Origin of the sequence: Sedimentitalea sediminis (genome assembly GCF_042687825.1) — a bacterium.
Taxonomy (GTDB): Bacteria; Pseudomonadota; Alphaproteobacteria; order Rhodobacterales; family Rhodobacteraceae; genus Sedimentitalea.
Genome location: NZ_JBHUQE010000007.1, coordinates 132003 through 157883 on the forward strand (window position 1 = coordinate 132003; position 25881 = coordinate 157883).

Annotated in this window: 23 protein-coding genes, 1 tRNA gene and 2 pseudogenes; 15 read left to right on the forward strand and 11 right to left on the reverse strand. The window is 63.9% G+C overall.

Translation table 11 applies throughout. From position 1 onward, the window contains the following. Positions 1-163: 163 nt before the first annotated feature. A complete protein-coding gene (locus ACFMPD_RS08220; protein WP_380993318.1) occupies positions 164-1186 on the reverse strand; it encodes a DUF2189 domain-containing protein in 1023 nt (340 codons plus the stop codon). Between the two features lie 65 nt (positions 1187-1251). On the opposite strand from ACFMPD_RS08220, the gene ACFMPD_RS08225 reads away from it, so the two are divergent. After that, on the forward strand, positions 1252-1995 hold the full coding sequence (locus ACFMPD_RS08225; protein WP_380993319.1) for a rhomboid family intramembrane serine protease: 744 nt from the start codon (positions 1252-1254) through the stop codon (positions 1993-1995). Positions 1996-2022: 27 nt separating this feature from the next. On the opposite strand, the gene ACFMPD_RS08230 is transcribed toward ACFMPD_RS08225, so the two are convergent. Both ACFMPD_RS08230 and ACFMPD_RS08235 read right to left on the reverse strand, forming a co-directional pair. Beyond that, positions 2023-2808, reverse strand: coding sequence for an inositol monophosphatase family protein (locus ACFMPD_RS08230; protein WP_380993320.1), 786 nt, complete (start codon positions 2806-2808; stop codon positions 2023-2025). An 84-nt stretch (positions 2809-2892) separates the two neighbouring features. Further along, positions 2893-3798: a LysR family transcriptional regulator gene (locus tag ACFMPD_RS08235; protein WP_380993321.1), complete on the reverse strand. Its 906-nt coding sequence runs from the start codon at positions 3796-3798 to the stop codon at positions 2893-2895. 91 nt (positions 3799-3889) lie between these two features. Between ACFMPD_RS08235 and metF the strand changes: the two genes are divergently transcribed. Continuing rightward, the gene (gene metF / locus ACFMPD_RS08240; protein WP_380993322.1) at positions 3890-4756 is read left to right on the forward strand and encodes a methylenetetrahydrofolate reductase [NAD(P)H]; all 867 of its coding nucleotides are present in this window, start codon (positions 3890-3892) and stop codon (positions 4754-4756) included. A gap of 106 nt (positions 4757-4862) precedes the next feature. On the opposite strand, the gene ACFMPD_RS08245 is transcribed toward metF, so the two are convergent. Both ACFMPD_RS08245 and ACFMPD_RS08250 read right to left on the reverse strand, forming a co-directional pair. Further along, positions 4863-5954 (reverse strand): DUF2235 domain-containing protein, encoded by a 1092-nt coding sequence (locus ACFMPD_RS08245; protein WP_380993323.1) that lies wholly within the window; start codon positions 5952-5954, stop codon positions 4863-4865. A gap of 486 nt (positions 5955-6440) precedes the next feature. Continuing rightward, positions 6441-7598, reverse strand: coding sequence for a type III PLP-dependent enzyme (locus ACFMPD_RS08250; RefSeq protein WP_380993324.1), 1158 nt, complete (start codon positions 7596-7598; stop codon positions 6441-6443). 105 nt (positions 7599-7703) lie between these two features. Between ACFMPD_RS08250 and ACFMPD_RS08255 the strand changes: the two genes are divergently transcribed. The 3 genes from ACFMPD_RS08255 to ACFMPD_RS08265 all read left to right on the forward strand — a co-directional run bounded on the left by ACFMPD_RS08255 (position 7704) and on the right by ACFMPD_RS08265 (position 11727). Beyond that, complete coding sequence (locus tag ACFMPD_RS08255; protein ID WP_380993325.1) at positions 7704-8138, forward strand: Lrp/AsnC family transcriptional regulator; 435 nt, start codon at positions 7704-7706, stop codon at positions 8136-8138. Positions 8139-8264: 126 nt separating this feature from the next. Further along, complete coding sequence (locus tag ACFMPD_RS08260) at positions 8265-11342, forward strand: valine--tRNA ligase (protein WP_380993343.1); 3078 nt, start codon at positions 8265-8267, stop codon at positions 11340-11342. Between the two features lie 52 nt (positions 11343-11394). Continuing rightward, complete coding sequence (locus ACFMPD_RS08265; protein ID WP_380993326.1) at positions 11395-11727, forward strand: DnaJ family domain-containing protein; 333 nt, start codon at positions 11395-11397, stop codon at positions 11725-11727. A 37-nt stretch (positions 11728-11764) separates the two neighbouring features. On the opposite strand, the gene ACFMPD_RS08270 is transcribed toward ACFMPD_RS08265, so the two are convergent. Further along, positions 11765-12547 carry a crotonase/enoyl-CoA hydratase family protein gene (locus ACFMPD_RS08270; RefSeq protein ID WP_380993327.1) on the reverse strand — a complete coding sequence of 261 codons (783 nt, stop codon included), beginning with the start codon at positions 12545-12547 and terminating at the stop codon, positions 11765-11767. A 148-nt stretch (positions 12548-12695) separates the two neighbouring features. Between ACFMPD_RS08270 and ACFMPD_RS08275 the strand changes: the two genes are divergently transcribed. From ACFMPD_RS08275 to ACFMPD_RS17595, 4 genes and pseudogenes are all read left to right on the forward strand, one after another. Then, positions 12696-13118, forward strand: a complete 423-nt coding sequence (locus ACFMPD_RS08275) for a YbaN family protein (RefSeq protein WP_380993328.1) — start codon at positions 12696-12698, stop codon at positions 13116-13118. Positions 13119-13160: 42 nt separating this feature from the next. Further along, positions 13161-14267, forward strand: a complete 1107-nt coding sequence (locus ACFMPD_RS08280; RefSeq protein ID WP_380993329.1) for a pyridoxal phosphate-dependent aminotransferase — start codon at positions 13161-13163, stop codon at positions 14265-14267. Between the two features lie 180 nt (positions 14268-14447). After that, positions 14448-16073, forward strand: a pseudogene (locus tag ACFMPD_RS08285) (ABC transporter ATP-binding protein); the annotation flags it as partial. A 99-nt stretch (positions 16074-16172) separates the two neighbouring features. Continuing rightward, positions 16173-16418 (forward strand): annotated as a pseudogene (locus ACFMPD_RS17595) (ABC transporter ATP-binding protein); the annotation flags it as partial. 3 nt (positions 16419-16421) lie between these two features. Here ACFMPD_RS17595 and ACFMPD_RS08290 read toward each other — a convergent pair. Beyond that, positions 16422-17105 carry a TIGR04283 family arsenosugar biosynthesis glycosyltransferase gene (locus ACFMPD_RS08290; protein WP_380993331.1) on the reverse strand — a complete coding sequence of 228 codons (684 nt, stop codon included), beginning with the start codon at positions 17103-17105 and terminating at the stop codon, positions 16422-16424. 68 nt (positions 17106-17173) lie between these two features. Here ACFMPD_RS08290 and ygfZ point away from each other — a divergent pair, with 68 nt between their 5' ends. After that, a complete protein-coding gene (gene ygfZ, locus ACFMPD_RS08295) occupies positions 17174-17908 on the forward strand; it encodes a CAF17-like 4Fe-4S cluster assembly/insertion protein YgfZ (RefSeq protein ID WP_380993332.1) in 735 nt (244 codons plus the stop codon). 76 nt (positions 17909-17984) lie between these two features. Continuing rightward, positions 17985-18908 (forward strand): ABC transporter transmembrane domain-containing protein, encoded by a 924-nt coding sequence (locus tag ACFMPD_RS08300; RefSeq protein WP_380993333.1) that lies wholly within the window; start codon positions 17985-17987, stop codon positions 18906-18908. A gap of 29 nt (positions 18909-18937) precedes the next feature. Here ACFMPD_RS08300 and efp read toward each other — a convergent pair whose 3' ends face one another. Continuing rightward, positions 18938-19501, reverse strand: a complete 564-nt coding sequence (gene efp / locus ACFMPD_RS08305) for an elongation factor P (RefSeq protein ID WP_380993334.1) — start codon at positions 19499-19501, stop codon at positions 18938-18940. Positions 19502-19719: 218 nt separating this feature from the next. On the opposite strand from efp, the gene ACFMPD_RS08310 reads away from it, so the two are divergent. Continuing rightward, on the forward strand, positions 19720-20040 hold the full coding sequence (locus tag ACFMPD_RS08310) for a DUF6280 family protein (RefSeq protein WP_027261742.1): 321 nt from the start codon (positions 19720-19722) through the stop codon (positions 20038-20040). Between the two features lie 275 nt (positions 20041-20315). Here the strand turns inward: ACFMPD_RS08310 and ACFMPD_RS08315 are convergent, their stop codons facing one another. From ACFMPD_RS08315 to ACFMPD_RS08325, 3 genes are all read right to left on the reverse strand, one after another. After that, a complete protein-coding gene (locus ACFMPD_RS08315; RefSeq protein ID WP_380993335.1) occupies positions 20316-22265 on the reverse strand; it encodes a hypothetical protein in 1950 nt (649 codons plus the stop codon). A 74-nt stretch (positions 22266-22339) separates the two neighbouring features. After that, on the reverse strand, positions 22340-23758 hold the full coding sequence (locus ACFMPD_RS08320; protein WP_380993336.1) for a TolC family outer membrane protein: 1419 nt from the start codon (positions 23756-23758) through the stop codon (positions 22340-22342). 80 nt (positions 23759-23838) lie between these two features. Then, positions 23839-24492, reverse strand: coding sequence for a protein-L-isoaspartate O-methyltransferase family protein (locus ACFMPD_RS08325; protein ID WP_380993337.1), 654 nt, complete (start codon positions 24490-24492; stop codon positions 23839-23841). Between the two features lie 142 nt (positions 24493-24634). On the opposite strand from ACFMPD_RS08325, the gene ACFMPD_RS08330 reads away from it, so the two are divergent. The 3 genes from ACFMPD_RS08330 (at position 24635) to ACFMPD_RS08340 (ending at position 25779) form a co-directional block, all read left to right on the forward strand. Further along, positions 24635-24708 (forward strand) — tRNA-Cys (locus ACFMPD_RS08330). 475 nt (positions 24709-25183) lie between these two features. Then, complete coding sequence (locus ACFMPD_RS08335; protein WP_380993338.1) at positions 25184-25675, forward strand: hypothetical protein; 492 nt, start codon at positions 25184-25186, stop codon at positions 25673-25675. Then, complete coding sequence (locus ACFMPD_RS08340) at positions 25672-25779, forward strand: hypothetical protein (RefSeq protein WP_380993339.1); 108 nt, start codon at positions 25672-25674, stop codon at positions 25777-25779. Before ACFMPD_RS08335 ends, ACFMPD_RS08340 begins: the two co-directional genes overlap by 4 nt. Positions 25780-25881 lie beyond the last annotated feature (102 nt).

The window sequence follows — 25881 nt, forward strand, 5'->3', positions numbered from 1 at the left end:
CTCTGAAACCTTTGGCTTGGGGTCTTCGGCCATGTTCAGGATCGGCACATACGCCTGGCGCGGAGTACTGTCATTGCTCAGTTCGCCACGCCCGCGGACTTGCTCCTCGACGAGCTGAAGATCAGGCTGTGCTTGCCTGCGGACAGATATCGCCCGCAGCTGCTCAAGATGACGGCTGGACGGCGTCGCCCTCCGCCGGTTGCACGGCCCGCCGATAGAGATGCCATGTGGTGTGGCCAAGGATCGGCAAGGTGAAGATCAGGCCCAGAAACGCCGGAACCAGCGACAACAGCATGGTGACCGAGATGATCGCCGCCCATGTGAGCATGACCACAGGGTTTTCCGAAACGACGCGAACGGACGTCAACATGGCCGTCACGAAATCGGTGTCCCGGTCAAGCAGCATCGGCATCGCGACCACGGTCACTGTGAACAGGACAGCCGACAGAAATGCGCCAGCGCCGGTGCCGATGGCAAGAAAGGTCCACCCCTCAGGCGTGAAGAACACGATGTTCATGAACCCCTCGAAATCCGAGAAGGACGCATCCTGCAGGATGATCGCCAGCCAAAGCCGAACCTGGTAACTCCACACCCAGAAAATGAACAGGGTGACGAAGGCCATCCAGCCCATTTCGCGCTTGCGTTGATTGGCCATGACGGTCAGGATTTCAGACCAGCCGAAACTCTCTCCCTTCTGCAACCGGCGGGACATTTCATACAGCCCGGCGGCGGCGAAAGGCGCGACCAGCGGAAAGCCCACAACGGCGGGAATGATCATCCAGATCTTGCCGAGCCAGACCAGACACCAAACAAACAGAATGCCGAATACCGCATAGAACAGGCCGAAGAAGCCGCTCATGAAGGGGCGCGCCAGAAAGTCGGAAAACCCGGCCTTCAACGACGCGGTGATATCCTCGGTGGTCACCTTGTTGACCTTGGGCCTGGCCATTTGCTGCGGCGTCGGATTGTCCGGTGGTATGGAACCTGAATTCTTGCCTGAATTCTTGCCTGAATTCTTGGATGTCATGACACACTCCTCCCAAACCAAGGACCCGGGCCGGTCCGTTTGCCAACAGACCCAGCGGTGCAACAAACATCCCTCCTCCTTAGCCAAGTCTGCATCAGGTGAGGCACAAGGACAAGGGGGCGTATGGCAGCACTTTCCCGCGAAAGCGGTGATCGCCAAGAGTGCCCTGACCCGGCGAAGCCTGCCCCCTTGACCCCGCCCGGCTTTCGGCCCAGCGTCGCGCCATGTTTCCGATCCGCGATCATAACCCTTCGGGGCGCACGCCCTATGTCGTCTATGGCCTGATGGCCGCCAACATCCTGATCTTTCTGGGATATGCGGGCATCCTGAATGATGACCGCGCGCTCATGACCCTGTTTTACCAGTGGGCCATGATCCCGGCCCGGATCAGCAGCGGAGACGGTTATCCGACGCTGATCAGTTCGATGTTCCTGCATGGCGGCTGGACGCATCTGGCAGGCAACATGCTGTTCCTCTGGGTCTTTGGCGACAACCTCGAAGACGAGATGGGGCATGTTCCCTTTCTGGGCTTTTACCTGGCCAGCGGTATCGGGGCCGGGCTGATGCATGTTCTGGCCGCCCCGGGCTCGGTCGTGCCCACGGTCGGGGCCTCGGGGGCAATTGCCGGCGTGATGGGGGGGTATCTGCTGCTCTATCCGCGCGCCAAGGTCGATGTGATTCTGATCCTGATCGTGTTCTTTCGGATCTTTCCGATCCCGGCCTGGATCGTGCTGGCGGTCTGGTTCGTCCTGCAGTTCATCGGCGGGCTGGGTGCCGATCCCGATACCGGCGGCGTCGCCTATTGGGCCCATGCCGGCGGCTTTGTGATCGGGCTGGTGCTGACGATACCCTTGTGGCTGCGGCGCGGCGGACAGCGGTTCTGGCAAAGCACCCACGGCCACCCGCCGCATCCCGAGGCACAATATCGGATCAGTCCCAGCCGCATCCCCCGAATCCGGCGCAAGTGATCCGGACAGCGCCGGCGCGGGGCCGGATCAGCCCCGGATCACCTTGGCGAAGGGGTCGAACATCGCCTCGTTGGCGCAGATCACCTCGCCATCGGACAGGATGTCGCCCCTTGGGTCCAGCGGCTGGATCAACCCGCCCGCCTCGCGCACGATGACAACGCCGGCAGCCAGATCCCAAGCATGCAGACGGCGTTCCCAAAAGCCGTCATAGCGCCCGGCGGCGACATAGGCCATGTCCAGCGCCGCCGAGCCCCAGCGCCGCACCCCGGCACAGGCGGGCAACAGTCGCGCCAGATCCTGCAGGGTTGCGGGCAGATCGGCGCGCCCGCCAAAGGGCAGACCGGTGGCAAAGATGCATTCGATCATCCGGTGGCGCCCGGACACCCGCAACCGGGTGTCGTTCATCCAGGCTCCGGCGCCCTTTTCAGCAAAGAACATCTCGTCCTTGGCGGCGTCGAACACCACGCCCGCGACCACCTCGCCCTTGTGTTCCAAGGCGATGGACACCGCCCAATGGGGCAGCCCGTGCAGAAAATTCGTCGTGCCGTCCAGCGGATCGACGATCCAGCGACGGGTCGGATCCTTGCCGTCGATCGCGCCGCCCTCTTCGGCCAGCCAGCCATAGGTCGGGCGCGCGCCCAGCAATTCGTCCTTGATGATCTTTTCCGCCGCCAGATCGGCCTTGGACACAAAGTCTCCGGCCCCCTTCATTGACACCTGCAGGTTCTCGACCTCCCGGAAATCCTTGACCAGCGAACGGCCCGCCTTGCGGGCGGCCTTGATCATCACATTCAGATTTGCGCTGCCTACCATGTCACGGGCTCCTGTCGGGTCAGGCCGCGCGTATACGCCCCGGCGCTGTCCTTGCCAAGGCCCAGCCGGTCAGGCGCCGGTGTTTCACTGGGCCTGCAGCTTGCGCGCCTCGCTGCGCGCCAGTTTGATCAGGTCCTGCATGAACGGCTTGTCGCGGTCCTCGGTCCGGATCGCGGCATAAAGGCGTCGGGTGATGCCCTGTTTGGTCAGCGGACGGGTGACGTAGTCGGATGAATATTTCACCTCGCGCACCACCCAGTCGGGCAATACCGCCACGCCGCGATTGGACGCCACCAGCAGCAGGATCACCGCGGTGAGCTCGACCTGCCGGATCGCTGCCGGTTCGACCTTGGCCGGGATCAGCAACTGGCTGAACACATCCAGGCGCGTGCGTTCTACCGGATAGGTGATCAGCGTCTGACCGCGAAAATCCGCTGCCTCGACAAAGGTTTTTTCGGCCAGAGGATGCAGGGCCGAAGCCACGAAAACCGGAGCATAGTCAAACAGTTCTATGAATTCCACGCCGGGCAGTTTCTCGGGATCCGAGGACACGACCAGATCGACCTCTTCCTTTTGCAGGGCCGGCAGCGCGTCAAAGGCCAAACCGGGGCGGATATCGACATCGACGTCGTGCCAGGTCTTGCGAAAGGCTTCGAGGACCGGAAACAGCCATTCGAAACAGGCATGGCATTCGATGGCGATATGCATCCGCCCGGTCTTGCCGTCGCGCAGGTTCGAAAATTCGGCCAGCGTCGCCTCGACCTGCGGCAGCACCTGTTCGGCCAGACGCAGCAGGCGGAACCCGGCCGCCGACAGGGTCATCGGCTTGGATCGACGCACGAACAGTTCCACGCCGGCCTGATCCTCCAGCCCCTTAATCTGGTGGCTCAGCGCGCTCTGGGTGATGTTCAACTGGTCTGCGGCCCGCGCCAGCCCGCCACATTCGTGGATCGCCTTGATCGTGCGCAAGTGCCGAAATTCGATATGCAACCTATGGCCTCACTCATGTTGTTCTTGAGAATTATGAAATTGTCTCACAGCGCACAGCGTGCAACAAGAGGTGAAATCAAAGGATACCGCCATGACCGTACCGTCCGTTTCGTTCGAATTCTTCCCGCCGCAGAACCTTGAGGGATCGTTCCGCCTGTGGGACACGGTGCAGACGCTGGCACCGCTGGACCCGCGTTTCGTGTCGGTCACCTACGGCGCGGGCGGCACCACACGCGACCTGACCCGCGAGGCGGTGGCGACGCTGCACAAATCCTCGGGGCTGAAAGTGGCGGCGCACCTGACCTGCGTCAACGCCACCAAGTCCGAGACCCTGGCGATTGCCGACGGTTTTGCCGAGTCGGGCGTCACCGACATCGTGGCGCTGCGCGGCGATCCGCCCAAGGGCAGCGGCGCGTTTCAGGCGCATCCCGAGGGCTTCGCCAATTCGATCGAACTGATCGCCGCGCTGGCCGACAGCGGCCGGTTCGACATCCGCGTCGGCGCCTATCCGGACAAGCACCCCGAAGCCGCCGACATGCAGGCGGATATCGACTGGCTCAAGGCCAAGATCGACGCCGGCGCGACCGAGGCGCTGACCCAGTTCTTTTTCGAGGCCGAGACCTTTCTGCGCTTTCGCGATGCCTGCGCTGCCGCTGGCATCGATGCGCCGATCACGCCCGGCATCCTGCCGATCGAGAACTGGAAAGGTACACGCAACTTTGCCAAACGCTGCGGCGCGACGGTTCCGGCCTGGCTGGAGGATGCGTTCGAAAAGGCGCTGCGCGACGGGCGCGAGGATTTGCTGGCGACGGCGCTGTGCACCGAATTGTGCAGCGATCTGATTGACGAGGGGGTCGAGCAGCTGCATTTTTACACGCTGAACCGCCCGGAACTGACCCGCGACGTGTGCCACGCCCTGGGCGTCACGCCCAAGGTCCAGCTGCAGAACGTCGCCTGATCGACCTATCCCGGGCGGCCCGCGCCTTGCGGTCAAAACCGTCCTTTTTCTGAAATCCGTGGGCTGGCCCGATCCGCAGGCCAGCCGACCCGAAACCGCATCCCGGTCAGCCGGGATGCCCGCCCGCGCCCTTTGAGCGAAACGGGGTCAGGGCCATGCCGCCTTGCGGCACCACCCCGGGACGCACGGTTTCGTGGATGCGCTCGGACCGGTCGCTGCCGATCACACGCCCGCGGCGCAGCAGGAATATCTTGCCCCAGCCGCTCCAGGTGCCGACCGAGGGGGCGTTGGGATCGGTGAAAAACCGGGCGCGCCAGGTCTTGGGCAGAGCCAGACCGCAGGATTCGGCCTGTTCCAGCATCCAGACCAGCGAGATATTGGCCAGCGGACGCGCGGCTTCGACACCGCCCAACTGACCGCCGATATCGCCATGGGTGCCGCGGAACCAGACCTGTTCGATACGGCCCGGAAAGTCCGGCGGACAGGTCCATAATTCCGGCTCATAGACCTGGCGGGTCTCGTCCAGAGCCAGCGCATGAAATCCGTTGCGGATGCTGGGGCCCAGCTGGTGGTTGTGAAAGGCATGCTGCGCCTCGGCGCGCCGCCACAACAGCGGCAGACGCAGGCCCAGCGCCTTGACCGTGTCCCAGACCCCGACCATCTCGATCGGAACCTCGACATGGCAAAAGGCCTGGCGAAAGGCCGCCGCATGCGGACCATAGGGATGATTCTCGTAGTGGCGATAGGCGGTTCGGATGTTGCGCACCGTGGCGTGTTCGGGCTTGAGCAGACCCACCATGTCGATCACGCCGGCCAGCGAGCGCACCGCAAAGGCGCCGCGCGAATAGCCGAACAGGAACACCCGGTCGCCCGGGCGATAGCGCGAGGCCAGATAGCCATAGGTGCGGCGAATCTGCCGGTTGATGCCGCGTCCCATCAGCACGTCGATCGTGCCGCGCCAGTTGGTCCACTGCACGCCGGCCTCGTAATAGACCGACACCCCTGCGCCCATTTCCCGGCACAGGCGGTAGGTCACGCCGGCATGGGTCTCGAACCCCGGCTCCAGCGATGACAACGTGCCGTCCAGAATGATCACATGGGTCAGCGGTCCGCGCGGCTTGACCTCGGCGGAATGCTCGGACCGAAGGGGTCGGCCAAGCCATCCGAAGACCTTGTTTGTCAGCCGCGTCAGGTTCATGTGTCTACAAACCCCTTACCATCGACCGGCACCCCGAAACGGCGCACGGCCTGCCTGTATTGGACCGGATCGATCCCCGATCCCGAGCATATCCGGTGCCGCCCTCATCAGGACAGGCCCGGTGGCACGGACCCGAGCCGCGCCAAGCCGGTGCAATGCTTGGCAGATTTCCGATTGCAGTCCGGACAGACCCCGCGTGACAGATTTTTCTTGCATGCGGCAACGTCCCGTTGCCCGTTTCCATATCTGTCGACACCAATGCACACCGTGCCATCCTCGTGAAATGCGATCCAGGCGCTCGTGTCAGGATCGCCCATAATACTTTCAATATAGTAACGCGGCCCTGGTACGGCCAGCAGACGACACGCCGCAGCCGCCCCAAGGACTCACGGAGCGGCTGCAGTCATGTCGCCTCAGAGGTCTGGCCCGACGCTCTGCCCGGCCGTGCCCGCCAAATCAAAAAGAGAGGCTGAAGGGTCGCGACGATCACGCGCGGTCGGGTTTTTGTCCTGTCAGGTCGGACACGGTCACCACATCGCAGATGCCATAGCCGTTGAACGCGGTGCCCATCGCCACCGAATAGGCGCCCATGCCGGAAAACAGCACGTAATCGCCAATTTCGCTGGCGGCCGGCAACTGCAACCCGTCGGGCAGCCGGTCCAGGCTATCGCAGGTCGGGCCATAGACCACGCGCGGCACCATCGCCCCAACGCGCGCGCGTCCGGCGGCACTGACCACGGCAACCCGCCGGGTCAGGCCCATATCGCGCAGATCGGCCAGCCGGCCATAGATGCCGTCATTCAGAAAGACGGTGCCGCCACCGTTGCGCAGCCCCTTGATGCGGGTTGCCAGGGTAAAGGCCTCGGCGACCATCGCCCGACCCGGCTCGCAGATCAGACGCGGCGCATCGGCACCAAAGGCCGACAATGTCGCACCGTGGATCACCGCAAAGACCGCCTCGAGATCGGGCGCGACACCGGCGCGGTTGGCGGCGAATCCGCCGCCGACATTCAGGCGCGCGATACGGACGCCGGCACGCTGCGCGATCCGGGCGGCCTCGGCAATATAGCTGCCCCAGGCCTGGGCATCCTCGCATTGGGTTCCGGGGTGAAAGCACAGCGCCGGCACCCGGCCACTTTGCGCGATTACACGCAACAGCTGCGCCGCGGCCTCGGGCGTGGCGCCGAACTTGTCACCGAAATCATAGGCCGCCCCGGAAATCGGTAGCTTGAAGCGGACGGCGATTTCGGTTCCGCGCGGAACCTGCGCCAGTTTTTCCAGTTCGCCAGCGTCATCAACCGACCAACTGGCCACGCCCATGGCGATGCCCGCGGCAATCTCGGCCTGCGAGCGCACAGGGTTGTTATAATGCAGAACCGCCTTGGGACAGGCGGCGCGCACGGCCTGCATCTCGGCCGGCGAGGCCACGTCAAAGGTGGTGATCCCGGCGGCCACCAGGTTTTGCAGCACTTCGGCACGATCATTGGCCTTGACCGCATAGGTCACCAGACCGTCAAAACCCCGCTGGAACCGGCGCGCGGTGTCCTGCAGGACCAGCGGCGACAGGTACAGAACGGGATGATCCGGCGCCGTGCGGCGCAGGTGGGTAACGGGATCGGGCCACAGGGCGGATTGGTTTTGCATGACAAGCACCTTGAAGTTTCTTCTATCTTGCGCCGCTTTCCCGTCGATTTCATGCGGCACTTAGACTATAGTGACGGCAATTTTCGTCGATCCGCCGAGAAGCCCATGCAATTAGACGAAACCGATCAAAAACTGCTGACATTGCTGCGGGACAATGCCCGTGCGCCGGTGGCCCAGCTGGCCCGCCGCCTGGGGCTGGCCCGCACCACGGTCCAGGCCCGGATCGAACGTCTGGAAAATACCGGCGCCATCGTCGGCTATACCTTGCGCACGGGCGCGGCAACGCGGGCGCCACTGCGCGCCACGGTGCTGATCTCGATTGAGCCGCGCAGCGGACCGGTTGTGCTGGGACGCCTGAAATCGCTGCCCGGGGTCGAAACCGTGCACACCACATCGGGTCGATTCGACCTGCTGGTCCAGGTCACAGCCGCCACCACCAGCGAGTTGGACGACACGCTGGACCATATCGGAGAGGCCCGCGGCGTGCGCAGCTCGGAAAGCCTGATTCACCTAGCCACCAAGATCGACCGCACCCGATAGGCGCCGCCGCATCCAAAGCCGCCGCCATCGACGGCGGCACGGCGCGGCAAAGAAAACCGGGCCAGCCGCCTTTCCCTTGCGCGCCGGTTTGGTTAGATGAAACCCGACCAAAAAGGGATCATTTCGATGGCGATGGAAAAGACCTTCAACGCAGCCGAGGCCGAGGACCGCCTGTACAAGGCCTGGGAGGAGTCCGGCTGTTTCACCGCCGGGGCCAATGCCTCGCGCGCCGAAACCTATTGCATCATGATTCCGCCGCCCAACGTGACCGGCAGCCTGCATATGGGGCACGCGTTCAACAACACGCTGCAGGACATCCTGATCCGCTGGCACCGCATGCGCGGCTTTGACACGCTGTGGCAGCCCGGCCAGGATCATGCCGGCATCGCCACGCAGATGGTGGTCGAGCGCAAACTGGCCGCCGAACAGCAGCCCTCGCGCCGGGAACTGGGCCGCGATGCGTTTCTGGACAAGGTCTGGGAATGGAAGGCCGAAAGCGGCGACACCATCGTCAATCAGCTGAAACGGCTGGGCGCGTCCTGCGACTGGTCGCGCAACGCCTTTACCATGTCCGGCGCTCCGGGATCGCCCGAGGGCGAAGAGGGCAATTTCCACGACGCGGTGATCAAGGTCTTTGTGGACATGCACAAGAAGGGCCTGATCTATCGCGGCAAGCGGTTGGTCAACTGGGACCCGCATTTCGAGACCGCGATTTCCGATCTCGAGGTCGAGAATATCGAGGTCGCGGGCCATATGTGGCATTTCAAATACCCGCTGGCCGGCGGCGAAACCTATGAATATGTCGAAAAGGATGCCGACGGCAACGTCACCCTGCGCGAGACACGGGACTATATTGCCATTGCCACAACCCGCCCCGAAACCATGCTGGGCGACGGTGCGGTCGCGGTTCACCCGTCGGATGAGCGTTACGCGCCAATTGTCGGCAAACTCTGCGAAATTCCGGTCGGTCCGAAAGAACACCGGCGGATGATCCCGATCATCACCGACGCCTATCCGGATCCGGATTTCGGCTCGGGCGCGGTCAAGATCACCGGCGCGCATGATTTCAACGACAACGGTGTCGCGCTGCGCAACAACATCCCGCTTTACAGCCTGATGGACACCAAGGGCGCGATGCGCAGCGACGGGCTGCCCTATGAGCAGGCCGCCAGCCGGGCGCAGTCGATCGCCGAAGGCGCGGAACCGCCGGCGGATGTCACCGAGATCAACCTGGTGCCCGAGGAATATCGCGGGCTCGACCGGTTCGAGGCGCGCAAAAAGGTCATCGAGGACATCAACGCCGAGGGGCTGGCCGTCATGGTGCCGGGCGAAGACGGCCCGGTGCCGCTGGTCGAGAACAAGCCGGTGATGCAGCCCTTTGGCGACCGCTCCAAGGTGGTGATCGAGCCGATGCTGACCAACCAGTGGTTCGTGGACACCGCCAAGATCGTCGGCCCGGCCATCGACGCGGTCCGCAACGGCGACACACAGATCCTGCCCGAGCGCGATGCCAAGGTCTATTTCCACTGGCTGGAAAACATCGAGCCCTGGTGTATCAGTCGCCAGCTGTGGTGGGGCCACCAGATCCCGGTCTGGTACGGGCTGAACCTGGGCTATCACGAGGCGATCGGCGCGGATGGCGAGCTGGATTATGTCGAACTGCACAAGCTGCTGATGCGCGGCGGCATGGTGCATGCGGGCGACATGTCCCATTGCGCGCCCGATTTCGCGGCCGTGCAGGACGCGTTCCGCGACGACATCGCCGACACGCCGGTGCCGATCAACCATGCCGCCATCGTCGAGGTGGCCGACAAGCACGAGGCCATTCATCAATTGGCGGAATGCCTGGCGCAATACGCGCTGGATCAGGACCCGACCAAGCTGATCTATCCGGTGTGGCGCGACCCCGACGTTTTGGACACCTGGTTCTCGTCCGGCCTGTGGCCGATCGGCACCCTGGGCTGGCCCGAGGAAACGCCGGAACTGAAAAAGTATTTCCCTACCAATACCTTGGTGACCGGTTTTGACATCATTTTCTTCTGGGTCGCCCGGATGATGATGATGCAATATGCCGTGGTCGGGCAAAAGCCCTTTGACACCGTCTATGTGCATGCGCTGGTGCGCGACGAAAAGGGCAAGAAGATGTCCAAGTCGCTGGGCAACGTTCTGGACCCGCTCGAGCTGATCGACGAATACGGTGCCGATGCGGTGCGGTTCACCCTGACGGCGATGGCCGCCATGGGGCGCGACCTGAAATTGTCGACGCAACGCATTGCCGGATATCGGAATTTCGGCACCAAGCTGTGGAACGCCATGCGCTTTGCCGAGATGAACGAGGTGTTCACGGCGCCCGAAACCGGCCTGCCGCAACCCGAGCAGACGCTGAACAAGTGGATCATTGGCGAGACCGCCAAGGTGCGTGTCGAGGTCGACGAGGCGCTTGAGAATTTCCGGTTCAACGACGCCGCCAACGCGCTGTATGCCTTTGTCTGGGGCAAGGTCTGCGACTGGTATGTCGAGTTTTCCAAACCGCTGCTGCAAGAGGACAATCCGGCGCGCGCCGAGACCCGGGCCACGATGAAATGGGTGCTGGACCAGTGCCTGATCCTGCTGCACCCGATCATGCCGTTCATCACCGAGGAACTGTGGCAGACATCGGGCACCCGGCCCAAGATGCTGGTTCATGGCGACTGGCCGACCTATGGCACCGATCTGGTGGACGCGCAGGCGGATCACGAGATGAACTGGGTCATCGGTCTGATCGAAGCCGTGCGCTCGGCCCGGGCGCAGATGCATGTGCCCGCCGGCCTGCATGTGCCGATGCTGGTCACCCGTATCGACGCCCGCGGCCGCGCGGCCTGGCAGCGCAACGAGGCGCTGATCCGGCGGCTGGCCCGCATCGAAAGCCTGACCGAGACCGACAGCCTGCCCAAAGGCACCGTATCGATCCACGCCGAGGGCGCCAGTTTCGGTCTGCCGCTGGCCGGCATCATCGACATCGATCAGGAAAAGGCGCGGCTGGAAAAGACGCTGGGCAAGCTGGCCAAGGAACTGGGCGGACTGCGCGGCCGGCTGAAGAACCCGAAATTCGCCGCCAGCGCGCCGGCCGAGGTGGTCGAAGAGACCCGCGCCAACCTGGCCGCCCGCGAGGAAGAGGAAGCCAAGATCAAGGACGCCCTGGCGCGGCTGGCCGAACTGGCCTGACACGCCGGGCGCGCCCCTCGCCCTGGCGGCGGTTCTGCGCGATCCTGCCGGTATGATGACACCGCTGCGCAACCTGATCGAACGTCAGATCCTCAAGGCCCGCGCCGAGGGCAGGCTGACGGGCCTGCAGGGCGAGGGCCAGCCCTTGCCCGACCGTCCCGAGGCGGCGCTGGTCGATCCCGGTGTTGCGGTCGGCATGCGGATCATGGCCGAGGCAGGCGTCAGACCCGAAGAGTTCCGCCTGAAAGAAGAATTGCAGGCCGCCCGCGCCGCTTTGGCCGCGATGGAAAGCACCGCAGATCGCAAGGCCGCGATGCGCCGGATCGCCGATCTGGAAATGCGCTACAACAGGACCCGCGACGCCCGCCGCGCCTTTTTCCGCTGACACGCGGGCGCACGACTGCCCCTGCCCACGTCACGTCCTAGTCGAATTTCGGGGCCCGCCCCTGCATTTGCGCAGCGATCACTTCCATTTGCTCGGGCTTGCCGATCAACCCGACGGATTCGCGGGATTCCGCCATCAACACGTCGGCGCGGCCCTTGGATTCCGCCACCTCGATCAGCCGCTTGGCGGCACGGATCGCTGACGGGCTCTTGCGGACGATCTCGGCGGCCAGATCCTGCGCCGCCAGCACCGCATCGTCGGCCAGAGAGGTCACCAGCCCCCAGCGTTCGGCCTGTTCCGCCGACACTGGCCGCGCCGTATAGGTCAGCTGCCGCAGCACGTCCGAGCGCACCAGATCCGGCAACAGCGCCATGCCGCCCATATCGGGCACCAACCCCCATTTCAGTTCCATCAGGGCCAACTGGGTATCCGGGGCGGCAATCCGAATATCGGCCCCCAATGCCACCTGCAACCCGCCGCCATAGACCGAGCCATGCAGCGCGGCGATCACCGGCACCGGCACCCGGCGCCAGCACATGGCGCATTCCTGCAGACTGTTGGTCTCGCCATGGCTGCGTTCCATCAGCCAGGCCTCGGGATCGATCTGACCCATCTTGGCAAAGCTGGCCAGATCCAGACCGGCGCAGAAACTCTTGCCCTCGCCCGACAGGATGACCGCGCGCGCTTCCGAGGCGGCCACCTCCTGACCGGCATTGACGATGGCCTCGATCATGGCATCGTCCAGCGCGTTCATCTTGTCGCCCCGGGTCAGGGTGACCCGGGCAATGTGATCCTTGTACTCGACGGAAACGCGCGCCATTTCGACCTCCAGTGCTGTGCCGGGCCATCTGACCGCATTCCCCGGCGCAATGCCAGCCGGACGTGGGGGCATTTGGTTCGTCGGGTGCCGCCGCATTTACAATGTGCCGATCTGGCGGCATGCTTGTCCGACCGTGAACAGGCCCGCCATGACCGAGACCGATCCCGCCCCGACCACCACTGCCGCCCATGGCGGCAAGGGCGCGCCGATGCGCCGGCTGATGTGGAATATCCTGGGCTGCGCGGCGCTGGCCCTGGGCCTGATCGGCGTGGTGCTGCCGGTCCTGCCGACGACGCCTTTCGTGATCCTGGCAGCCTTTGCCTTTTCCAACGGGTCACCCCGACTGCGAAACTGGCTGACCTCGCATCGGGTGTTTGGCCCGCTGATTGCCGAGTGGGAGGCCTATGGCGCCATTCCCCGCCCGGTCAAGCGCCTGGCCTGCGCGGTCATGGCGCTGGCCTTCGGCGCCAGCCTGCTGGCCGGGCTTCCGACGGTTGTTCTGATCGTACAGGCGCTGGCGCTGGGGGCGGCGGCGACCTATGTGCTGACCCGGCCCGACGGACCGCGCTGAGCCGGACTTGCAGGGCGGTCGGCGCTGCGGTTAACTGCGCCCATGACATCCCCGCGATATACCCCGCTGGCCCAATCCCTGCCCGCCACCGTGCCCTTTGTCGGCCCGGAAACCCAGGAGCGGCAACGCGGCGCGCCATTTCTGGCCCGGCTGGGCGCCAACGAAAACGGCTTTGGCCCCTCGCCCCGCGCCATCGCCGCCATGCGCGCCGCGGCCGCGGATATCTGGATGTATGGCGATCCCGAGAACCACGACCTGCGCCACGCACTGGCGGCGTTTCACAACGTGACACCGGCCCATGTCGTCGTCGGCGAGGGGATCGACGGGTTGCTGGGCTATCTGGTGCGGCTGATCGTCGGACCCGGTGACGCGGTGGTGACCTCGGATGGGGCCTATCCGACGTTCAACTATCATGTGGCCGGGTTTGGCGGCGTGCTGCACAAGGTGCCCTATGTCGCGGACCGCGAAGACCCCGCCAGTCTGTTCGCCAAGGCCGCCGAGGTGGATGCAAAGCTGGTCTATCTGGCCAATCCCGACAACCCCATGGGCAGTTGGCACAAGGGTGCGGACATCGTCGCGGCGATGCGCGACCTGCCGGCGGGCTGCCTGCTGGTGCTGGACGAGGCCTATGCCGAATGCGCGCCGGCCGGCACCGCCGTGTCCATCGCGCCCGACGATGCCCGCCTGATCCGCATGCGCACCTTTTCCAAGGCTTATGGCATGGCCGGGGCCCGTGTCGGCTATGCCTTGGGTGCCCCGGACCTGATTGCCGCGTTTGACAAGGTGCGCAACCATTTCGGCATGAACCGTGCTGCACAGGCCGGGGCGCTGGCCGCGCTGGCCGATACCGGCTGGCTGACGCATGTCCGACAGGAAATCGACACGGCCCGCGCCCGCATCGCCGGGATCGCCCGCGAAAACGGTCTGACACCGCTGCCTTCGGCGGCGAATTTCGTCGCCATCGATTGCGGCCGGGACGCGGCCTTTGCGCAGTCGGTTCTGCAGCACCTCACCACTCTGGGGATCTTCGTGCGCATGCCGTTTGCCGCCCCGCAGAACCGCTGTATCCGCGTCAGTTGCGGCGCGTCTGCCGATCTGGATGCCTTTGCCGCGGCGCTGCCACAGGCGCTGGCAAACGCGCGGGGTTGATCAATGTCTGGTCAGCCCTGTTTCGGTTTCGGCGGACCAACCAGGGGCGGGCCACGTCCGAAACGCCGCACCGGCGGCGCGACGTTCAGGCGGGTTGCGCCAATTTCCCCAGTCGCTTAAATGGCAGGATCACCTGTCTCACGGGTCCGCGGGGCCCTTCCACGAACGGATCAGTCCCTTATGCGCAGCCGACCCAAATCGACGCGTGAATTGCTGGGATGGCTGTGGCGCGGATATCTGCGTCAGCACACGGGCATCATGGCCGTGGCCATGGTGTTCATGCTGATAGAGGGCAGCATGGTCGGCGCAATCAGCTACATGATGCAGCCGATGTTCGACGAGGTGTTCGTTCAGGGCAATACCGGCGCACTGACCTGGGTCAGTCTGGTATTCCTGTTGATATTCAGCGTCCGCGGCGGCTCGGGTGTCGTGCAAAAGGTGCTGCTGGCGCGGGTGTCGCAGATGACCGCCGCAAGCCTGCGCATCGATCTGTTGAAACGGATGATCGGCCAGGATACGGCGTTTCACCAGGTCCATCCGCCGGGCTTTCTGATCCAGCGGGTTCAGAGCGACGTCAATGCGGTCAACGACGTCTGGCGCGGCATCATCACCGGTGCCGGACGCGATGCGGTGTCGCTGGTCATCCTGATCGGCGTCGCCATCAACGTCGACTGGGTCTGGACCGCGATCATGCTGATCGGCGTGCCGCTGATGTTTCTGCCGATCGGCGCCGGGCAGCGTTATGTGCGCAAAAAAGCCGCTCAGGCGCGCGATCTGGGGGCGACTCTGGCCACGCGGCTGGACGAGGTGTTTCACGGCATCGTCCCGATCAAACTGAACAGTCTGGAATCCTATCAGGTCAAACGCTTTTCCGATCACACCGACTCGTTCGTACGGTCCGAGATCCGCGCGGTTTTCGGAACGGCCTCGATCACCGGACTGATCGATCTTATGGCCGGGATCGGCTTTATGGGCGTGCTCTTGTACGGCGGCAGCGAAATCATCTCGGGCGAAAAGACGGTCGGCCAGTTCATGAGCTTTTTTACCGCCATCGGACTGGCCTTTGACCCGATGCGCCGTCTGGCCTCGCTGAGCGGCGCCTGGCAGGCGGCCGCCGCCGCACTGGAACGCCTCAAGGAACTGATGGATGCGCCGATCCTTCTGACCTCGCCGGCCAAGCCGGTGCCGGCGCCGACCGGGCTGCCTGATATCCACCTTCAGGGCGTCTCGCTGAGTTACGGCGAGGCGGAAGTCCTGAAGTCGCTGGACCTGACGGCCGCAGCCGGCAAGACCACCGCCCTGGTCGGCGCTTCGGGGGCCGGCAAGTCGACCGTCTTCAACCTGCTGACCCGGTTGGTTGACCCAAAGGCCGGAACGGTCATGGTCGGCGGCGTCGATGTGCGCACCATTGCCTTGCCGGAACTGCGCGGGCTGTTTTCGGTGGTCAGCCAAGAGGCGCTGCTATTTGACGAAACCCTGCGCGAAAACATCCTGCTGGGCCGGCGCGACATCAGCGACGCCGATCTGAAACCGGTGCTGGATGCAGCCCATGTATCCGACTATCTGCCGCAGCTGCCGCAGGGGCTGGACACACCGGTGGGGCCGCGCGGCTCGGCCCTGTCCGGCGGTCAGCGGCAACGGGTGGTGATCGCCCGCGCGCTGTTGCGCGACACCCCGGTTCTGCTGCTGGACGAGGCCACCAGCGCACTGGACGCGCAATCGGAAAAAGTCGTGCAGCGCGCGCTGGACCGTTTGTCAGGGGGGCGTACCACTCTGGTGATCGCGCACCGGCTGTCGACCATCGTCAATGCCGACAAGANACTGGACGCGCAATCGGAAAAAGTCGTGCAGCGCGCGCTGGACCGTTTGTCAGGGGGGCGTACCACTCTGGTGATCGCGCACCGGCTGTCGACCATCGTCAATGCCGACAAGATCGTCGTGATGGACAGTGGCAAGGTTGTCGATCAGGGCACCCACGAGGAATTGATGGCCCGCGGCGGCATCTATTCCGATCTCTATCATTTGCAGTTCAAGGGCGGAAAAACCGTGATCGACCCGAAAGGGACGGCCGCCTTGCAACCGCAGGAACCGGCCCTGCCGGCGCCAAAGCCCACATGGCTGCGACGGTTGCGACAGCGACTGCTCGGGTAGCGCTCAGCGCCGGTAAGACGCTGCCAGCCTTTGCGGATCGACCCCGGCGAAATAGCGCGCCAAGGTCCAGAGATTGCGCAGACCGCGCCGCAGCCACCCGGTCCGGCGGTATTTTTCGGCGCTGGTAAAAGCCCGCGCCGACAAGACCACCGGCGCGCTGTCCAGCGCCTGCACCAGCGCCACGTCCTCCATCAGCGGCTGATCGGGATAGCCGCCGGCGCGTTCATAGACATCGCGGCGCAGCAGCAGCCCCTGATCGCCAAAGGGCAAACCGAACAGTCGCGCCCGCAGATTGGCCCAGCCGGCAACCCAGACCGGCATCAGCCCGCGCGCCCGGAACGCCAGCCGGAAATATGCCGCCTGCCCCTGGCCGGACTGCAGGTGCTGCGCCACGGCCGCCGCCCATCCCGGTTCCAGGGTGGTATCGGCATGCAGAACCAGCAACCACCGTCCGCGCGCCAGGGCCACGCCGCGCCGCAGTTGACCGCCGCGCGAGGCATCGCCGGTCACGATCACAGCGCCGGCAGCATCGGCGATGCGGCGGCTATCGTCGCGGCTGCCGCCATCGGTAACGATCAGTTCGCGGATCAGCCCGGCGGACAGCCCCTCGATCAGGGCGGCCAGACAATCGGGCAGCTGTTCGGCGGCGTCCAGCGTCGGTACGATGACAGAGATTTCAGCGGGCACGGGAACTCCTCTGTTCAATGGCCCAGCCATACCTGTATGACGGGACGAAGAAAACCAGGAGAACGCCCATGCTTTCGCGCCGCATCCTCAGATTGTCCGGCCGGGACACGCTCAGCTTTCTACAGGGGCTGGTCAGCAACGACGTCGCGCGCCTGAAGGACGGGCTGGTCTATGCTGCCCTTCTGACGCCGCAGGGCAAGTATATTGCCGATTTCTTTCTGCTGCAGGATGGCGAGGACGTGCTGCTGGACGTGGCCGAACCGCTGGCCGACAGTCTGGCAAAGCGGCTGGCCATGTACAAGCTGCGCGCCGATGTCGAGATTGCCGCAAGCGGGCTGAACCTGCAGCGCGGCCGTGGGCCCGCCCCCGCCGGCGCCTGGCCCGACCCGCGCCACCCCGATCTGGGCTGGCGCGCCTATACCGTGGCGCCGTCCAGCGATGACGGCAGCGACTGGGACGCGATCCGCGTCGCGCACTGCATCCCGGAAAGCACGATCGAACTGACACCGGACACCTTTGTCCTTGAGGCCGGGTTGGACCGGCTGAACGGTATCGATTTCCGCAAGGGCTGTTATGTCGGCCAAGAGGTCACCGCCCGGATGAAACACAAGACCGAGCTGCGCAAGGGCCTGCGCCGGGTGACCATCACCGGCCGCGCCGCCTGCGGCACCCCGATCACCGCCGATGGCAAGGCCGCGGGCACGCTGTATACCCGGTCAGGCGATCACGCGCTGGCTTATCTGCGCTTTGACAGGGCGCAGGGCGACATGCAGGCTGGCGAGGCCACCCTGTCCCTGGCGTGAAACATCCCGGACCCGATCGCGGGTCCGTCCCCCGCAACATGCGCAGAAATGACGGAGGCACCGGCCCGTGTGGGAGATGTACAAGGCGATCTGGCGCGTCAGCAGCGGGCGGCAGCTGGTTCTGATCCTGCTGTCCTTGGCGATCGCGGCCCTGGCAGCTGCGCCCCTGAGCTTTCAAAAGCAGATCGTCAATGAACTGACCGATGGCGATCTGGATTTCGCCGCCCTCTATTGGCTGGGTGCCGGCATGATGGCCGTCATCCTGCTGAGCCTGGCGCTGAAATGGCTGGTCTCGTATCGCTCTGGCGTTCTGGGCGAAGACATCATCCGCCTGCTGCGCCAGCGGGTCTATGAGCGCGCCATCGCCTGGCAGCAGGACGCGGATCGCGAAACCGCGCCCAAGGGTACGTTGACCACCGCGGTCTCGGCGGAATCCGAGGAATTGGGCAAGTTCACCGGCGGTGCCTTTTCCGATCCGGTGGTGCAGATCGGCACGCTGGTTTCAGTGATCGGATATATCGCCGCGACCCAGCCGGTGCTGGGAATGATCGCGATGGCGGTGATCACGCCGCAGGTGGTGCTGGTCCTGGTAACGCAGAAACAGGTGAACGCGTTGGTGGCGGCGCGCGTACATGTGTTGCGCCGGGCAACCAATCAGATGATCCACAGCCAGGCCGACGAGATGCAACAGGCGGTTCTGGACGATTTCGACGTGATCTTTGATACCCGCCGCCGCATGTTCATCTGGAAACTGTCGACAAAATTTGCCGTCAGCGCCCTGAATGCCGCTGGCTCGGTCGGCGTGTTGATGCTGGGGGGCTGGCTGGTGCTGCAGGGGCGCACCGATGTCGGCACCGTCGTGGCCGCCACGATCGGGCTGAGCCGACTGCAGGCGCCCACCGCCTTTCTGATCACGTTTTACCGTCAGGTCAGCGCCACGCGGGTCAAATTCGAGTTGCTGCGCGAGGTTCTGCAGACCCGGCCCGGCCCGCCCGCGTAAGTTTGCCGCAGCCTGCCGCGGCCCGGACGTCAGGCGCGTTCGGAATATTCCATGGTTTCGGTGTTCACCACGATCATCTCGTCCTGCCCGACAAAGGGCGGCACCATCACCTTGAGTCCGTTTTCCAGAACCGCGGGCTTGAAGGAGTTCGCCGCCGTCTGACCTTTGACCACCGGTTCGGTCTCGACGATCTTGCAGGTCACCTTCTGCGGCAGCGAGGCGCTCAGGGCCTCGGCTTCGTGGAACTCGACCACGACGGTCATGCCATCCTGCAGGAACGGCCGGCGGTCTCCCAGAATCTCGGACGGCAGTTCGACCTGCTCATATGTCTCGGTGTCCATGAAAACCAGCATACCATCGTTTTCATAGAGAAATTGCTGGTCCTTCTGTTCCAGCCGCACCTTCTCGACCTTGTCGGCGCTGCGGAAGCGTTCGTTCAGTTTGGAGCCGTTGCGCAGGTTTCGCAGTTCGACCTGGGCAAAGGCGCCGCCCTTGCCGGGTTTGACATGCTCGACTTTGACCGCCGCCCACAAGCCGTCATTGTGTTCGAGAATATTGCCGGGGCGGATTTCGTTGCCGTTGATCTTGGCCATGGGAATTCCCTTAACGCGCGGTTGATAGCTGGTCTGCGGCACCTATATATGGCGGGCCGGGGGCTGGCAAGACAACGATATCTCGTGCTGCAGACGCAGAAAGCTATGCAAAATTTGCATATATGCTATGCAATCCCGGGGTATCCGAATCGATTGCAATCGGTCATAACGAGCGTCACGCCGAGGATTGCAAGAGCAAGAATAATAAGGAAAACGAGATGAAAGATTTCGTTGACGGCACCGCCTTTAACAACGAGCAAGGCAACCGTGCACGTAAACTCTTTGCGGCCGTAGTGTTGGCAGCGCTGGACGATGCCATCGCCGACGACAAGAAATACGGCAACGGGCCAGAGCAGATCGCCCGTTGGGCGCGCTCGCGCGACGGGCGCGAGGTGCTGTCCTGCGCAGGTATCGACCCGAACGAGCGGGTGGTTAACGGGCTGATGGAATTCGTCGGTCGCGGGGTACGCACATCGGTGGCACTTTCGCGCGAGGAAAGCGAACGGCGCAACGCAGCGCAACAGGCCGAAGCGGCCTGATCAGGGCAACACTCTGCAAATCCAATCTAAAAATGTCTGGTCACGCAACTGCGGTCGGGTGGTTTGGCCTGCATACGGGTCTGCCCGTTGCGGGCGGCGTTGCAGCAGAGATGACGCCCGAACCGCCGTCCGGCTGATCGGCGTTGGCCGAGGGGCCGCAACCAACCTCTGAAACGTCCGACCACTCCGCCCATGGTGCGGGTTTCGCACCGGACTGGCCTGCGCCGGCCCGGTGTTGATAAAGGCGGTGCCCGGTCGGTCAGGCGGTCACAAACTCACTCCCATTCCCGCCCGGCCAAGGCGCGATTGATCTCCCGCCGCACCAGTTTTCGGACGTTTCGGGTGATCCGTTCGCCCAGCGCGCCATGCAATTCCTCGCGCACAACATCGGCAACCATGTCGCGCAGAGCTTCGTCATCCAGCGCAAACCCGTCATCAACGGACATGTCCCCCAGATCCACGACATCGCTGTGTCCACGGCCTGCCTCGGTCTGCGTCGGTGCATCCGCTGACGCCGCGGGGGGGGCCGTCACCTCGTCGGGCATGGCAACAGACACCTCCAGAGATGACCGCGCTTGTGGTTCGTCATCCTTTGCGCCCGATTCAGTGCGCGCGACTGCGTCAGACGTTTCCGCCTTTGCGCATGGCAGGTCGCTGGCTTGCAACACCGCATCTGTCGCATCGTCTGCTGCCGCTGCGGGGTCCTCGCCGTCAGTGTCCAGTGCATTGTCCGGTGCAGGTTCGACATGCTCGGGTTCCGGCGCTGGTCCCGCATCCATCGGGGCATCATCTAACGCCGAAAATGCCCGTCGAGCATCCGCCTCTGGATCACAGTCCTGCGGGTCGTCCATTTCCTCCAGCGCATCCGCTGGCGGATCCTCGGACGCCTGGGTTTCCATCGCCGGCTCGTGCGCTGGCTCAAACCTGCCCGATCCGAGGCCCATTGGCTGCGCATCGGCCGTCGGCTCCTGATCCATCGGGGCAACCGCCACGGGCTCTGCCGGCGCCCCTGACGCCGATTCCGCGGTGGCCTCGATTGCCGGCTGTGTCATCGGCCGGGATTCGGGGGCCGGTTCTGCGGGCGCTTGGCGTGAATTTCCAAAGGAAACACGTTCACGCCAGGCGTCCTTGGCTGGCTCCGCATTTCGGGGACCCTGAGCGACTGGCTCCGAAGTCATGCCCGGGTCGTGGGGCACACCGCCACTTTCATCGGTCAGACCGATTTGGGCGGGCTGGTCCGGCTCGACCTCTGCGGATTTCCCGGACATGTCCGCCGCATCCGCCCTGCGGTCGATCTGATCGCCGGACGTGACATCGGGTTCCGGAGTATCCCCCAGCGCCAAGTCCGGCTCATGCTTGGGTGGCAGTTCGCCTGTCGGGGCACCGACGACCGGCGTGCATTCGGCATTCCGGGCCTGAGCGGCAAGCTGCGCGGCCTTCATCAAAAAGGATTCCGGGTCGCTCCAAGGGGGTTGTTTGACAAACCCTTCGCCCCCCGATGACGAGGGTATTTCAGCCGGGGCAACGGTGTTTTCAGCAAGGTCCGGGACCGGGTCCTGCCTGTCAGCCGCAAGCGACGGAGCGTCGTCCGGGTCCTGCGTGCGGTCCCTGCCGAAATCGCCTGCCATATCCTGATCCATATCCTCGGACATGTACCAGGGCCGGTCGGCGGCACCGGTGCCCCGGGTTCGATCCTGGCACTGCGCCGCGTCGGGCTGGGTCCGCGGTTCCTTGCAGGGCATGTCGTCCCGGCGCAACCCGCGCCCGGCAGGAGCGCCTGCGTCTCGTGCAGCTTTGGGCGATTTATCAGCATCGATGTGCCCGGCATCGGACAGGTCGGCTTTCGCCGCACGGGCGCGGGGCATCCAAGGGGCCTCGCGCGCTGTGGCAAGGCAGGCTTCGGTATCCGGATCGGTATCGGTCTCGGGCACCGGTTCGCCTGACAGGCCCTGCGCCTGCTCGCCTGGCGGTCTGTCGCTCAGCCCGTCCTCTGTCATCTTCGGTTCCGAGATGTCCGCCTTGGCAAAATCCGGCTGTGAAATACCATCCCCGTAATCCCGCGCGGCGCCGGGTACGCGCAGACTGGGGGTCAAAACCAGTCGCCGGGGCGATCCATCGACACGCGGGGCTGGCGCATCTGTTTCGGCGGGTTTTTCATCGACGACCAGTCGGCGGATCGAGGACAGGACATCCTCGACCGGAACATTCGTAACGGGATCTGACATTTGACACCTACACTCTCGCCCCGGGAAAGAGGTTAGTCGGCGTCAGATGGTCCCGCAACAGATAGAAAAAATTGTCACTGTTTTCCAAGCGCTTTCAGAACGCGGTCCAGATCCCTGGACTGTTTGGAATGGGTCGCGGGCGCGTTCTTGGCCAGATTGTAGTAGATCGTCGGGTCATAGATCTGCACCGCCAGGCCCAGCCGTTCCGCCGTCAGCAGCCCCTGCGAGGCCAGCAGTTGGTACGAGGCGATCGCCTCTTCGGAGCGGGCCGAAATTTGCGCTGTCAGCGCATCCAGCAATTCCTGTTCCGCGGCCAGCACGTCCAGGGTCGTCCGCGCGCCCAGCGTGGCCTCTTCGCGGATACCGTCAAAGGCGACCTGAGCCGCCCGCACGCGCTCGCGTGTCGCGACCAGGCTGGCACGCGCCACTTCGAGGCGGACAAAGGCGTTGTTCACGCCCTGCACCGTGTTGCGCTGGACGTTCAGCAGATTGCCGCGGGCGGCATCGCGGTTGGCCATTACCCGGCGGATCGACGATTGCAGCGCGCCGCCCGAATAGATCTGCTGCCGCAGTTCCAGGGAAACCGAACTGTCATAGCCGTCATTGCTGTTGTTCCAGTCTTCCGAGACGCCGGCCGCGACGCGGCCCGAGACCGTCGGCCCCAGCCGCTTGGTGGCCTGCCGGATCAGCAACTCCTGATTGGCGACCTGCCGTTGGGCTTCGAGGATATCCGGGTGGATACGCACCGCCACGGCCTGCGCGGCCTCGATGCTTTTAGGACGCTGCGGCAGGCTGCGCGGGGCGATAAGTCTGCCGGGTTTGCGCCCGACCGCGTTGGTGTATTCGGCCTTGGCATTCACCAACAACCCACGTGCAGCGGCCAGGTTGCTGCGCGCCGCGGCCAGCCGCGATTGCGCCAGCGCCACGTCGGTGCGGGTCACTTCGCCGACATCGAACCGGTCCTGCGTGGCGCGCAGTTCCTCGCCCAGAACCCGCACGTTGTTTTCACGCAACGAGACGTTCTCGGTCTGCAGGATCACATCCATAAAGGCTGTCACGGCCCGCAGCAGCACCCGCTGTTCAAAGGACAACAACCGCTGGCGGGTGGCCAGGACGACTTCCTTGACCGCCTGCACGCCCAGTTCGCGGGCCCCGTTGTCAAACAAAACCAGCGTCGCTTCGATGCCGGCCGTCAATCTGGATTGCAGGGTTTCGTTCAGCGTACCCCCCGGCGTCAGCCGGTTGCTGCTGGCGGTGGCCCGGGCGACAAAGGCAACCACCGGCCGCAACAGGGCGACCGCACCGGCGACATCCTCGTCCGCAGCCCGCAAAAGGGCCCGGTTCTGCTCGAGCAGACCGCTGGTGTTATAGGCACCGATCATCGCATCGGTCAGGTTTTCGGCTCGCGCCGCGGCGGGCGCGCCCGCCATCAGCGTCACGCCAATGGCCAATACCGCGGCCTTGCGCCAGCCTGCCTTCTGTTTTCTGCCCATCTCTGCCTCCTGAGCGCCGGGATCGACCGGGTTTGCCCCGTTTTTTGCCCGGCGGATGTTATGACCGCCCCGTGCCTGACCTAGAGCGCGAAAGCCGCCTGTTTTTCGAACCCCGGCAATACCGGCGCGGCAGCGTTAAAGCCGAACCGCCAGCTCAGGGTGTCGCCGGTCTTGTGCCCCAGCCGGACCACACCCAGCGGGCCCTCCATGAACATGCAGGCGATGCGCCCGCCATCCTTGAGCTGCGCCACGATGCCCTCGGGCAATTCGTTGATTCCGCCCTCGATCAGAATGACGTCATAGGGGCCGTGTTCAGCCGCGCCCGCGGCCAGCGCACCGGTATGTACGACCACCGTATCCGCGCCGGCGGATGCCAACATCGCCTGGGCCTCTTCGGCCATCGCTTCATCCTGTTCGACGGCCACGACCGCCTGCGCCATACGCGCCAGAACCGCGGCGCAATAGCCATAGTTGCAGCCGACGTTCAGCACCAGTTCGTCATTCGAGATGTCCAGCGCGTCCAGCATCTTGGCCAGTGTGCGTGGCTCCAGCAGCACCCGACCCTCGCCCAGATCGACATTCTCGTCGGCATAGGCGGCTTCGCGGCGGGAGTCGGGCAGGAAAGCCTCGCGCGGCACGCTCAGCATGGCGTCGATGATCGGGAACTTGGTGACGTCCGACGGTCGAACCTGCGTATCGACCATCATCCGACGGCGGGTAGCGAAATCTATCATTGCAATTCTCTTCTGGCCAGTCAGTCTCCGTGGTTTTGCCACATTGCGCAGGTTCGGGCAACGTCCAGTACAGCTATTTCCCCAGCTGTGGCACTTGCAGCGCAGCGACATATCCGCTAGACGGCGAAACGCACCATGCGGCGGCGAGTTGGCGGAGTGGTGACGCAGCGGATTGCAAATCCGTGTACACCGGTTCGATTCCGGTACTCGCCTCCAAAATTTCTTAGCGAAAACATGCTTTTATATGACACGGACGATCAGGCGCCTCGTTCAGGAACAGTATAGACACAGTATAGACACTGTATTTGAGCGAAGTATTTGAGCGAAACACCGCTCGGAGCGGCGTGTTGTCCGGCCAAGGCAAGGCCCAGAGGATCGGGTATTCGCAAACGACCGTAGGCGCAGTAGCCTGCGGGTGGTGTTCGGGCGCGGTCGGAGATCCCCAACCCGCGCAAATAAACCCATTCAGGCCAAGCCATTACAGGGTGGCATTGTTCGTGCGGAGGACCCCACTTTGGTCTCACAGCTTCAGAGAGTGTCGAGTGTAGACCTGTACTACATCTGCCAGATGGTAGACGGCGTCACGAGGGAGCCTGGGGCATACCTCCGAAACGTGGAGGACATATTCGGCGACATGTCTTCATCTAGTCTGGCGCGGAAGTTCCCGAAGTGGACCTGTTTTCACGTATTCGTGGAAGAGCTTATCTCCAGTGTGATCTTCGAAGACGCGGACGGCTCAAAGAACAGCCATGGCAAATACTGGGTGGACTATCTCCTTCGGTCGAACGGCATTGGCCACTTGGCGGTACGCAGCTCGGAATTTGCCCGGGGAGATGGATACGAGTATCTGGAGGCACTCCAAGAGCAAGACCTGATCTCAGAACTGTGCGAGCTGATTTCCAAACAAGTCTTTCACGTCTTGTTCTCAAATCGCGGCACGATGTCTGCGTTCGGACACATGGTTTCTGGCTACGTCCTTCACACGTCCCCATCATTCGTGCCCGATGCATTTGACAACTCCGCGCATTTGTCGCGCGCATCAATACCCTCTTGGGCCAAGGACGCAGTTTTCCACCGAGATAAGGGGCGGTGCGTTCTGTGTCACACCGATCTGACGCGGCTCTACAGTCGCAAGCAACAACCCACTTCGACCACATCGTACCTCTGGCTCGTGGAGGTATGAACTGCGTAACCAACCTTCAGCTCACCTGCTCTGAATGTAATCAGGACAAGGGAGCCCGTTCGGCTGCCACTTCGCGCGAATACGAGGCTTGGTATGACTACTGAACTCTGGGCTGTGACTGATAACACGCAGTCCCGCAGTCGAGCCGAAACCAATGGACAAAATATGGTGGCACGCATTAGATACAACGTAAGCGTCCGGTCTGA

Bases quoted from the DNA above. Each gene is read 5' to 3' on its own strand.
- ACFMPD_RS08225 (WP_380993319.1), top strand. From the start codon at position 1,252: ATGTTTCCGATCCGCGATCATAACCCTTCGGGGCGCACGCCCTATGTC.
- ACFMPD_RS08230 (WP_380993320.1), bottom strand. From the start codon at position 2,808: ATGGTAGGCAGCGCAAATCTGAATGTGATGATCAAGGCCGCCCGCAAG.
- metF (WP_380993322.1), top strand. From the start codon at position 3,890: ATGACCGTACCGTCCGTTTCGTTCGAATTCTTCCCGCCGCAGAACCTT.
- ACFMPD_RS08245 (WP_380993323.1), bottom strand. From the start codon at position 5,954: ATGAACCTGACGCGGCTGACAAACAAGGTCTTCGGATGGCTTGGCCGA.
- ACFMPD_RS08250 (WP_380993324.1), bottom strand. From the start codon at position 7,598: ATGCAAAACCAATCCGCCCTGTGGCCCGATCCCGTTACCCACCTGCGC.
- ACFMPD_RS08255 (WP_380993325.1), top strand. From the start codon at position 7,704: ATGCAATTAGACGAAACCGATCAAAAACTGCTGACATTGCTGCGGGAC.
- ACFMPD_RS08260 (WP_380993343.1), top strand. From the start codon at position 8,265: ATGGCGATGGAAAAGACCTTCAACGCAGCCGAGGCCGAGGACCGCCTG.
- ACFMPD_RS08265 (WP_380993326.1), top strand. From the start codon at position 11,395: ATGATGACACCGCTGCGCAACCTGATCGAACGTCAGATCCTCAAGGCC.
- ACFMPD_RS08270 (WP_380993327.1), bottom strand. From the start codon at position 12,547: ATGGCGCGCGTTTCCGTCGAGTACAAGGATCACATTGCCCGGGTCACC.
- ACFMPD_RS08275 (WP_380993328.1), top strand. From the start codon at position 12,696: ATGACCGAGACCGATCCCGCCCCGACCACCACTGCCGCCCATGGCGGC.
- ACFMPD_RS08280 (WP_380993329.1), top strand. From the start codon at position 13,161: ATGACATCCCCGCGATATACCCCGCTGGCCCAATCCCTGCCCGCCACC.
- ygfZ (WP_380993332.1), top strand. From the start codon at position 17,174: ATGCTTTCGCGCCGCATCCTCAGATTGTCCGGCCGGGACACGCTCAGC.
- ACFMPD_RS08300 (WP_380993333.1), top strand. From the start codon at position 17,985: ATGTACAAGGCGATCTGGCGCGTCAGCAGCGGGCGGCAGCTGGTTCTG.
- efp (WP_380993334.1), bottom strand. From the start codon at position 19,501: ATGGCCAAGATCAACGGCAACGAAATCCGCCCCGGCAATATTCTCGAA.
- ACFMPD_RS08310 (WP_027261742.1), top strand. From the start codon at position 19,720: ATGAAAGATTTCGTTGACGGCACCGCCTTTAACAACGAGCAAGGCAAC.
- ACFMPD_RS08315 (WP_380993335.1), bottom strand. From the start codon at position 22,265: ATGTCAGATCCCGTTACGAATGTTCCGGTCGAGGATGTCCTGTCCTCG.
- ACFMPD_RS08320 (WP_380993336.1), bottom strand. From the start codon at position 23,758: ATGGGCAGAAAACAGAAGGCAGGCTGGCGCAAGGCCGCGGTATTGGCC.
- ACFMPD_RS08325 (WP_380993337.1), bottom strand. From the start codon at position 24,492: ATGATAGATTTCGCTACCCGCCGTCGGATGATGGTCGATACGCAGGTT.
- ACFMPD_RS08340 (WP_380993339.1), top strand. From the start codon at position 25,672: ATGAACTGCGTAACCAACCTTCAGCTCACCTGCTCTGAATGTAATCAG.